This is a genomic window from Paenibacillus sp. J22R160 (genome assembly GCF_059692135.1).
This window is the reverse complement of sequence record NZ_JCAUAU010000020.1, coordinates 116,002-125,838: the sequence shown is the minus strand read 5'-3', so window position 1 is coordinate 125,838 and position 9,837 is coordinate 116,002. Positions and strand designations below refer to the sequence as shown.

General features: G+C 44.3%; 6 protein-coding genes and 1 rRNA gene. All 7 read right to left on the bottom strand.

Going from position 1 to position 9,837, the window contains the following annotated elements; translation table 11 throughout:
• A 16S ribosomal RNA gene (locus AC58UW_RS27400) occupies positions 1–105 on the bottom strand; the annotation flags it as partial.
• A gap of 473 nt (positions 106–578) precedes the next feature.
• Entirely contained in the window at positions 579–2,054 is a 1,476-nt protein-coding gene (locus AC58UW_RS27395; protein ID WP_497423725.1) for a putative glycoside hydrolase, read from the bottom strand.
• A gap of 165 nt (positions 2,055–2,219) precedes the next feature.
• Positions 2,220–4,508 carry a 5-methyltetrahydropteroyltriglutamate--homocysteine S-methyltransferase gene (gene metE, locus AC58UW_RS27390; protein WP_497423724.1) on the bottom strand — a complete coding sequence of 763 codons (2,289 nt, stop codon included), beginning with the start codon at positions 4,506–4,508 and terminating at the stop codon, positions 2,220–2,222.
• A 142-nt stretch (positions 4,509–4,650) separates the two neighbouring features.
• The gene (locus tag AC58UW_RS27385) at positions 4,651–5,556 is read right to left on the bottom strand and encodes a LysR family transcriptional regulator (RefSeq protein ID WP_497423723.1); all 906 of its coding nucleotides are present in this window, start codon (positions 5,554–5,556) and stop codon (positions 4,651–4,653) included.
• A gap of 10 nt (positions 5,557–5,566) precedes the next feature.
• The gene (locus tag AC58UW_RS27380) at positions 5,567–8,047 is read right to left on the bottom strand and encodes an ATP-binding cassette domain-containing protein (RefSeq protein ID WP_497423722.1); all 2,481 of its coding nucleotides are present in this window, start codon (positions 8,045–8,047) and stop codon (positions 5,567–5,569) included.
• The gene (locus AC58UW_RS27375) at positions 8,020–8,910 is read right to left on the bottom strand and encodes an energy-coupling factor transporter transmembrane component T (protein WP_497423721.1); all 891 of its coding nucleotides are present in this window, start codon (positions 8,908–8,910) and stop codon (positions 8,020–8,022) included. Before AC58UW_RS27375 ends, AC58UW_RS27380 begins: the two co-directional genes overlap by 28 nt.
• A complete protein-coding gene (locus AC58UW_RS27370; RefSeq protein ID WP_497423720.1) occupies positions 8,907–9,827 on the bottom strand; it encodes a DUF4430 domain-containing protein in 921 nt (306 codons plus the stop codon). The genes AC58UW_RS27375 and AC58UW_RS27370 overlap by 4 nt, the downstream gene beginning before the upstream one ends.
• Positions 9,828–9,837 lie beyond the last annotated feature (10 nt).

Sequence of the window (9,837 nt, the reverse complement as noted above, 5' to 3'; positions counted from 1 at the left end):
GTTACTCACCCGTCCGCCGCTAAGCACCGAAGTGCTCCGCTCGACTTGCATGTATTAGGCACGCCGCCAGCGTTCGTCCTGAGCCAGGATCAAACTCTCCATAATAGTTGAGACTTTGATCTGCAATCAAAGATCCCTATGAAGCCCCAAAAAGTGAAGTGAAACTCCGAAGAGAATTCCGATTACTTTTCGGGGACCCCGTTAAGGGTCAGACGATTGCTCGTCCTTATATCTGAAAGCTGAATAGCTCATTGACTTGCTAGCGAGATTAAAATAATCTCTTTTTTTGAACGATTTCTCGTTCGTGCTTACTCACTCGTTGTTCAGTTTTCAAAGATCAATTTCTTTCGTTCACTGCCGCGTTACCGAAGCAGCGAGAAGTAATATACCATGTTGATTTTCTTTTAGCAAGTACTTTTTTTAATTTCTTTTTTTTACTATTCAACAGGTTACATCCTGCTTCTTGTAAGGCAGGTTTCATAATATACCATGGATGTCTAGGTAATACAAGTCCTTTTATAAATGAAACAAGCGGCTATCTAGGACTGTAAATAATGTCCAAGACAGCCGCTGCTTTTTTACGGAATATAGGTTACGCCCTCTGAATAATTATTGTTTGCATTCCAGATGAGGTATTCCGGGACACCTGCATCGTGTAAAGCTTTAATTTGTGCATCTACCTCTGCCTTGCCGTATTTGATATAATTGCCGGCGCCTAACCAGCTTGCTGTAAAGTCTTGAATCCACGGACGCGATTGGGGTGGAGACTGGAGCTGTGCAAACTTCGCTTTCTCTGCTTTCATATACTCGGCAACAAGGTTATACGGTTCTTTATCTGGTCTTGAAATACCAAAATAACCGTTAGACCAATGGCTTGGATATATCATAGAGGAAATAACATCTACCGAGCTAGAAATGCGATTAAAGTTTTGGCCGATCCCTGGAGCTTCAGGCAACGTGGCTGTATAGCCGAATATATCCACAGAAACATCTACGCCGTACGGTTTAAGTTGATCTTTGGCATAGGCAACAAAATCGCTGACAGCATCCACACGAAGCTGCGTCATACGTGCCTTATCGCTAAAATCCGGCGTGCGAGGCGCTCCTCTTTTAAGGTCAGACACGCTCTTTTGGGCATCATCCATGACTTTTTTATTGGCATCGTTCTTCTCTAGATTGTAGGCATTGGAAGCACCTGCCAACTTTAATTCCAAGGAAGCTAGATCATCTTGATACTTCTTAGTAGCCTCGGCGTAGTCTTTTTCCTCCTGCACAAATTTCGCAGGTTTTTTATCCTTGTAGTCACCCATTGCATATTTGAGGACACTGTCCCTGCTCTCAAAGCCTTCCGGGAAGCGAACATAGTCAAATTGGATCTCTTTAAACCCAAGCTCTGCTGCTAATTTTGCTACTTCAACATTATGATCCCACGTTTCTTTAAGAAATGGATTAATGAAACTATCACCATTCGAATTACGCCAAATACTGCTGCCATCTATAAAAGAAAGATCAGACCGTTTTTTTGCCATAACCGTGTCTTTAAAGACGACTATTCGTGCGATTGGGTAGATTTTATGTTCCTCGAGTGTTTTCAAAAGTGCTTTGGGATCCTTGATGTAAGGCTGGCCAAATTCCGCAAGCTTTCCTTCCGGCTTAAAGGTCATATAGCCATCATCATCCTTCATATCTATCACCATTGCATTCAAATCCGTGTTATCCACGAGTGAAAGAAGTTTAGACATACGTTCCCCGCCAGCCGACCAACCTGTCACATAAATTCCGCGTACCGCATCTGGATATTCGAAGTGCGTTGGGGCAATAAATCCTGGTGCTTGCGTTGCTGTCGGTGTGGGTGAAAGCGCAATTGGAGAATCTGAAGGCGATGACACAGGTGTTGGAGTTGGCGTGGGTGTCAACGTAGGTGCGGGCTCTGGAGTTGTTACAGGTGGCTGCTCCGATGGATTCGGTGAGGGTAAAGCGTCTTTTGACGACAGACAGGCTGACAACGTGAGAACTAAACCTAGCATCAAGCAAATAAGAACTTGTTTCTTCACCTTGTTCTCCCCCTATTTCAAAGCATGTTCTGGAAATTCTATGCTCATACTTGAAGTATTCGGGAAGCGGCAAAACTATGCTGCTACTTGCCCTCTCTCGCTAAAAAAAAAGAGCAGCTGCAATCGCAGATCTGCTCTTTTAACTAAATCCCTATATCTAACGAATTACACCGTTGCAGCATGATTGGCACGAGCAATCTTCGTCGCTTCAACCATGTTGCGCAAGGATGCAACTGTCTCTTCGAAACCGCGTGTTTTCAGACCACAATCCGGATTAATCCAGAACAACCGAGCGTCCAATACGCGTAGTGCTCGTTCGATCATGCCTGTCATTTCTTCTACACTAGGAACACGCGGACTGTGGATATCGTATACCCCTAAACCGATGCCTAACTTGTAAGTATTTAGCTCAAAACTATGAATCAATTCACCATGGCTGCGGGATGTCTCAATGGAAATAACATCAGCATCCATCGCTTCGATGGAGTCAATCATGTCATGAAACTCGCAATAACACATATGTGTATGGATTTGTGTTGTTTCCTGTACGGTGCATGTGGTGATGCGGAAAGCTTTGACTGCCCATGCAAGGTAGCCTGCTTGCTCTTCTTCTTTCAGCGGCAGACCTTCGCGAACAGCTGGCTCATCGACCTGAATCATGCCAATGCCTGCTTGCTCAAGTGCCTCCACTTCTTGTCTAAGCGCATAAGCCAATTGATAAGCAATCTGCTCACGCGGAATATCGTCACGAACGAACGACCAGTTCATGATGGTAATCGGTCCTGTCAGCATCCCTTTTACAGGACGTGAAGTTTTGGACTGGGCATACTTCGTTTCTTCAACCGTCATTTCACCCGTGAACGCCACATCTCCGAAAATAACCGGCGGCTTCACGCAGCGAGAACCATAGGACTGTACCCAACCGTTCTGTGTAAAAGCAAAACCAGCCAGCTTTTCACCGAAGAACTCGACCATATCTGTACGTTCAAACTCTCCGTGTACAAGAACATCCAAACCGATCTCTTCTTGCAAATCGACCCAAGTGTCGATCTGATCGCGGATATATTGCGCATACTGCTCGTTGTTCCACTCGCCTTTACGCCACGATTGACGCGCTTTGCGCACTTCTGCCGATTGCGGGAAGCTGCCGATGGTCGTAGTCGGAAAAATAGGCAGCTGCCATTTGGCCTGTTGAGCTTGATGACGCTCGGCAAATGGATGGGAACGCTCCGGTTGTTGATTGCTTAGTGCTGCGACAGCTTGCTGAATGTTGACACGGTTGCGTTCCTCAGATTGCTGCAAGGCTTGAATCGCCTGATCGCTTTTGACAAGTTCATCTATGACTCCCTCGGTACCTGAAGCTAATGCTTTCGTTAAAAGAACAAGCTCGCCGAGCTTCTCATCTGCAAATGCAAGAGAGTTTCTCAATGCTGTTGTAAGTTTCGTCTCGCGCTCTGTCGTTACCGGAACATGAAGTAAGCTGCATGAGGACTGCACAATGAGACGATCCGTAGATACGAATTCCGTTAGCTCATTAAGCAGCTGTAACTTCTCACGTAGCGACGCTTTCCAAATACCGCGTCCGTCAATGACACCTGCACCTAGCACCTTGTCAGCCGGGAAACCAAGCGCTTTAATGGCTTGCAGATTGCTATTGTATCCATGCACGAAATCAAGTCCAATTCCTTTGACCGGCAATTTTACAATGTCGTTATAGTGCTCTACCGATTCAAAATACGTTTGCAGCATGATGTTAAGGTTTGGAACGGCTACAGCAATTGTTTCATAAATCTTCGTCAATCTCTGTAAGTCATCCTGGCCTAACTTGGTTACAAGAATTGGTTCATCAATCTGTACCCATTGTACGCCCTCTTCAGCAAGCTCTTGAAGGATTTGGACATAAAGGGGAACTAATCGCTCCAACCATGTATCCGTCTCCGATGCGCTGTACCCTTTAGAAAGCTTAAGGAAAGTCAATGGCCCAACGATGACCGGTTTCCCTTCGATACCAAGCTTCTCCTTAGCTTCTCTGTACGCTACAAGAGGTTTATTTTCAGTAACCACAGGGGAAGCATCAGCCAGTTCAGGGACGATATAGTGATAGTTCGTGTTGAACCACTTCGTCATTTCGCTTGCTGCGGCACCCTTCGTTCCACGAGCTACGCCATAATAAACAGATAAAGGTACAGCGCCACCCTCATAAGAGAAGCGTTTCGGGATAATACCGAACATAGCGGCTGTATCCAGGATATGATCGTAATAGCTAAAATCATTGACCGGAATGAAATCGATACCCTGCTCTTGTTGCTTGCGCAAATGAGTCAAGCGAATCTCTTGCAATCGAGTTTGAAATTCTGTCTCTTCAATCTTGCCTGCCCAGAATGCTTCTAAAGCTTTCTTCCATTCCCGATCTACACCGATACGCGGGTATCCCAATACACTGCTCTTTACCATCATTAAAAACCCCTCTTCAATTTGTTATATAAAAATTATCACAAATTCGCAGATATAAAGTAATTCGAATAACATATATCTAGCTATAGTTTGGGGCTATAACGATCATTTTGGACAGTGCTTGGGCATATATGCTTGTAATTTACTTGGAAATTGCCTGCTCCAGGGCTTCAATATAAGCCGCCCCTAGCTTGGTTAACATGGCATTCTTATGGGATATCCACCCCACATGGATGGTTTCCTCACAATCCAATGGGACAGGAATGATTTCGTTACCGTTCAAATCGGCGTTCAATACGCCAGTTGAAATCGTATAACCATTTAGTCCAATTAATAAATTGAAGAGTGTAGCGCGATCCGTCACTCGGATGCTTTTCTTATGAGAGATCGTACTCAGAATTTCCTCTGAAAAATGAAAAGAATTATACTCGCCTTGATCAAAAGAGAGGTAAGGGTATTCCTGAAGCTCCTCGATGGTGACGATTGACTGATTAGCCAATGGATTTTTAATACTAATAAAAACATGTGGTTTCGCTTTAAATAAACTGTTAAATTGCAAATTGGCCGCTTTAAGCATCTTGTTTATCACTTTTTCATTGAATTCATTCAAGTATAAAATACCGATTTCGCTTCGCAGCGTTTTGACATCCTCGATAATTTCATGCGTTTTGGTTTCACGCAGCGCAAATTCATATTCGTCTAATCCAAATTCTTGGACCAAACTGACAAAGGCATTTACCGCAAAAGCATAATGCTGCGTGGAAACGGAGAAATGCTGCGGAGAAGGCTTCGCATTCAAGTACCGGCTTTCCAATAATTCAGCCTGTTCGACGACTTGCCTCGCGTAACTTAGGAATTCAACGCCTTCTTTAGAAAGTGTTATCCCTTTATTGGATCTTTCAAATATGGAGATTTGTATTTCTTCTTCGAGATCCTTGATCGCATTCGATAGGCTAGGCTGAGTAATAAACAACCTCTTGGCAGCTTCATTAATGGATCTACGGTTCGCTACCTCGATTACATATTTTAATTGTTGCAGAGTTGTCATCGCTATCCCCCTAAGAATCAATTAGACCGTATTTTAACTTTATTCGATCAAGCTTGGAAAGCATAGGTTTCGCAATAAAATACAAGAAAATCACTGTAGAAACGGCATGTATGAGATCAAAGGGGAGTCCTTGCAGATAGGCTAACAAAAACATTTCTTTGGTTGGCTGTACAGGGGACATGAGCACAGAGGCGGGGTTCAGAAGACCTCCATAGATGAAAAATGTTGTTAACCCTCCGAAGATACATAGCGCCACCTTATTTCTCCTTAGAATACCTTTCTTAAATAGCACGCCAGCCAGAAAGCCGATGATGCCGAAAGCAAACATTTGCCATGGCGTCCACGGACCTTGTCCAAAGAAAAAATTGGAAACGAAGCCTGTAACAACACCAACAAGAAAGCCCGCTTCTCCTCCTAAACAAACACCAGCAATAATCACCATCGCAACAACCGGCTTAAACTGAGGAACCATAAAAAATGCAGCCCTTCCAGCCACTGCTATTGCACATATGACAGCTATTACGATCAGTTCTCTCGCTTGGGGTTTTCTAGATTCAAATAACATTACGAACGGCAGCATGGTTTCAAGGATAACCAGCAAGCTGATAAAATAGTACTTCCTATCATTCAAATAATAAATACCAAACCATATGGTTAACGGTATGATAAGTAAAATTATAAAAGATGCGATGATTGTTCTTTGGGATAGCTTCCTTTTATCAACTGGCGTTTGATCCGTTTCATTAACTTCTTGGGAGGTTGTTTCTTTCTTAGTAATAAACAGTGACTCCGGTACCTTCCTGGTTCTAATAGGCATCTCCGGAACAGTCCCACCAAGAGCCTTTATCACATCCTCCGTCGTAACCGCACTGGTAATCAAATGTCTGGCCATTCGACTTGCTGCCGTAGTGTAGAAGCTGTTGCCTGTAAAAAATTCCCGCGGTGTTCCTTCTGACACGATCTTGCCGTCAAAAAACATCGCGCATTTATCCGCAAAAGTGGCGCAGAATTCAACATCGTGGCTCACCATGATGATCGCCGTTCCTGCAAGCTTGAGGCTCTGAAGAATCTCTCCCAGCTTAAGCTTAAAATAGTTGTCCAGACCCTTCGTAGGCTCATCCAACATCAAGATCTCAGGCTCAAGCAGTAAGATCTTCGCAAGCGCAGCTCTCTGTTGTTCGCCTCCTGACAAGTCATATGGATGGCTTTTTAAAAGATCCCCAAGCTCACAAAGTTCAGTCACCTGCTCTATTTTTTCTTGCAAAACCTCTTTGTCTACATTTCTGCCAACGAACATTTCGTGAAGATCCGCTTCTACGGTTTTACTTACAAAAAGTGTTTGCGGATTTTGCGGAAGCACCCCGAGCAAACCACCGTACTTCTCATTGTCAGATAGATCTTGAATCTTTCTTCCACCTAGCCTAACTTCTCCCCTGTATGGCTTTTTCAAGCCTGAAATGAGAGATAATGCGGTCGTTTTGCCAGCGCCGTTCCCTCCTAAAATGGCATATATTTCACCTGAATGAACGGAAACGGATAAACCTTTCACAATGTCGGGGGCTGCTTTTTCATACCTAAACCAAGTTTCCCTTAGCTCAACTGCAACTTTTCCTGCTTGATTCGTTTGCCTATTTTCCGGCGTAGTTGTAGTGATACGAGTAGTCTGAGCTAACTCATCCAGCCATTTTCGGCCATCCCTAACCGTAATTGGGCACTCCAAATCATTCGGAATATGAGAATAAATTCGCATTGGCGCAGGCATTGCGAAGAACATCGCATCCTTCGTTTCTTTAAGTACTTTGCCCACATTCCTAGGTGTATCAAAGGTAACTACTTTGCCGTTGTCCAAAATGGCTACCTTGTCAGAAACAGGCAGAAGTTCCTCCAAGCGATGCTCGGAAATGATGATCGTTGTTCCTAGCTCTCTATTGACCTTCACAAGTGTATTCAGAAAATCTGATGAAGCTATAGGATCAAGTTGACTCGTTGGTTCGTCCAAAATTAAAACCGAAGGCTGCATGACCATCACTGAGGCTAAGTTTAAAAGTTGCTTTTGTCCGCCCGAAAGCTCTGAGACGGACTTATGGAACCAGGTTTGCATGCCGAAAAAGTTAGCGATCTCAGAAACCTTCAGCCTAATCGCAGGTGTACTATATCCTAAGCTTTCTAGCCCGAAAGCCAGCTCATGCCAAACTTTATCAGTAACAATTTGATTGTCAGGCGACTGAAATACGAAGCCGATCTGGGATGACTGCGTTCTTGTATCGACCGTGCCAAGATCTACACCTTCAAAGCGGAGCGTGCCGCTTCTTTTGCCATGAGGCGTTAAAACGGTTTTGAAATGGCGCAGCAGTGTCGATTTCCCACAACCTGACTTTCCACATAAGGTAATAAACTCCCCTTGCTCAATCGTTAAGGAGATGTTGTCGAGTGCAAATTTATCGCTGCCAGGATAAGAAAATGTTAAATTTTCGATTGCAAAAGCTTCCATTTCCTATCCTCCCATACATTCATAATTAAAGGAATTGCACACATTAAGGCATAAGCGCATAGGGAACTAATCATAAAAATGGAAGTTTCGTGCCCTTTCATCGACGGATAATATCTGAAATACAAGGCTCCGCGTAATGAACTTATCAAGACATAACCCCCTACCATCATTAAAGCACCAAGAGCCCACTGATCACGCCGGTCAAATGTATAGTTGGAATAAGCCGTTCTTCCTTTCAGGCCGTATCCGCGGCTTCTCATGGAATCCGATGTTTCAATGGCATTTTCTAGTACCCAGGTTATCATGATCGACATTATTCGGATGCCATGCCTGACACGTGAGATCACGCTGCCATTCGAGATATCTCTGCCAATACATTTTTGTGAATCCGATACCCTTTGGAATTGAGCCTTGAATGTCGGAACAAAACGCAGCACCATCGAAAAAATTAATGACAAGGCCGGGATGAGTTTGCCAAACAGATAAATGAACTTGTCGGATGTCATCACCGCATTGTAACAAGAAAACCAACTGATGACCGTTATCAGCATAGTCGCTGAGGCTGCGCCAAACGTAATGGATTCCAAAGTGAGCGGATTCCCGTTGTCCAAATAAGTCAGAATGGTTACCCCTTCGTGATTAAACGCAGGGTTGATGAGTGCCGTTACAATCAGCATTGGCAGCATAACCAGAAAATTAAACCGAATCGCCCTCTTCCCGTTTAAGTAGATGGAGTAGGCAAAGGAGAAAAAAAGTGAAATTAGCAAGCAGGCTGGATGCAAGAAAAACATCGAACAACCAACAACCATCACAAAATAAAGGAAGTTAACAAGAGGATGATAGCTTGAGAAAACATCTTTCATTGTTTTGTTGCTCCTAAAGCATTATAGGTGTCGCCAACATCACGTCCTAAATCACAGGTATAGACCCATTCAATGACGTCGCCTTCTTTCAACTGATACCGACTGCTTCCGTAATTGGGAAACCAGCCGTTGACCTTAAACATCCAACCTGAGAGTTCACCGACATCAAATTCATAGAGATTGTTGATCCCTTCGATATAGGCGGAATTGTAGATGGGGGTATTCACAAACTCCATATGAATTTTTTGCTTTTTCATTTCCCTTTGCAGCACATTAAATACAGATTCGCCTTCATAGAAAGTTACCTTCGCGGCTGGAAAGATGACCCCATCCTTCGGCACCAATTCCACCTTTTCCTTATCCAGCAGTTTCATGTTATCCAAAATGGTCAAGCAAGTAACGGACATCGTGGCTGTCATTGCCTTGTCAGAAATTTGGATGTTCTGTGGCTCAACAGGTAGAGGTTTACCAGACGGAACTGGCTCTGTTAAGTATTTATCTTTCCCTGTCTTAGGGTCAATTTCTTGCTTAACAGCAGGTTGGCTGGCAGCAGGTGACGGCGTTTCCTTTGTAGAGTCTTTATCGCTCTCTTTTGCGGGTACTGCCTCTGCCTTTGCGGGTGACGGCGTTTGCGTAGGCGCTGCGTCTGGCGGCTTAATCGTACTTACCGGCTGGTCCTTGGTTGACGGGTCTGCTGAAGGTTCTGCTTTAGAAGAATCAGGCTGCTGGCCCGCCTGATTCTTACCTTCTACTGCTACCTGAGATTCCTGCTGTTTCTCCGGTTGAAGAGAAGCTTCCGCCGTACGTGCGGGCAGTTTCCCAGAGTTGCTCGGTTGCGGTCCCATAAACAGGTAACTGGTTACGAGCGCAACCACGATAACGATGGCCGAAACTAATTTCGTTTTCGTTATTTTCATTCGATCACCT

Coding starts and splice junctions, on each gene's coding strand:
- AC58UW_RS27380 (WP_497423722.1), bottom strand. CDS start 8,047: ATGGAAGCTTTTGCAATCGAAAATTTAACATTTTCTTATCCTGGCAGC.
- metE (WP_497423724.1), bottom strand. CDS start 4,508: ATGGTAAAGAGCAGTGTATTGGGATACCCGCGTATCGGTGTAGATCGG.
- AC58UW_RS27375 (WP_497423721.1), bottom strand. CDS start 8,910: ATGAAAGATGTTTTCTCAAGCTATCATCCTCTTGTTAACTTCCTTTAT.
- AC58UW_RS27385 (WP_497423723.1), bottom strand. CDS start 5,556: ATGACAACTCTGCAACAATTAAAATATGTAATCGAGGTAGCGAACCGT.
- AC58UW_RS27370 (WP_497423720.1), bottom strand. CDS start 9,827: ATGAAAATAACGAAAACGAAATTAGTTTCGGCCATCGTTATCGTGGTT.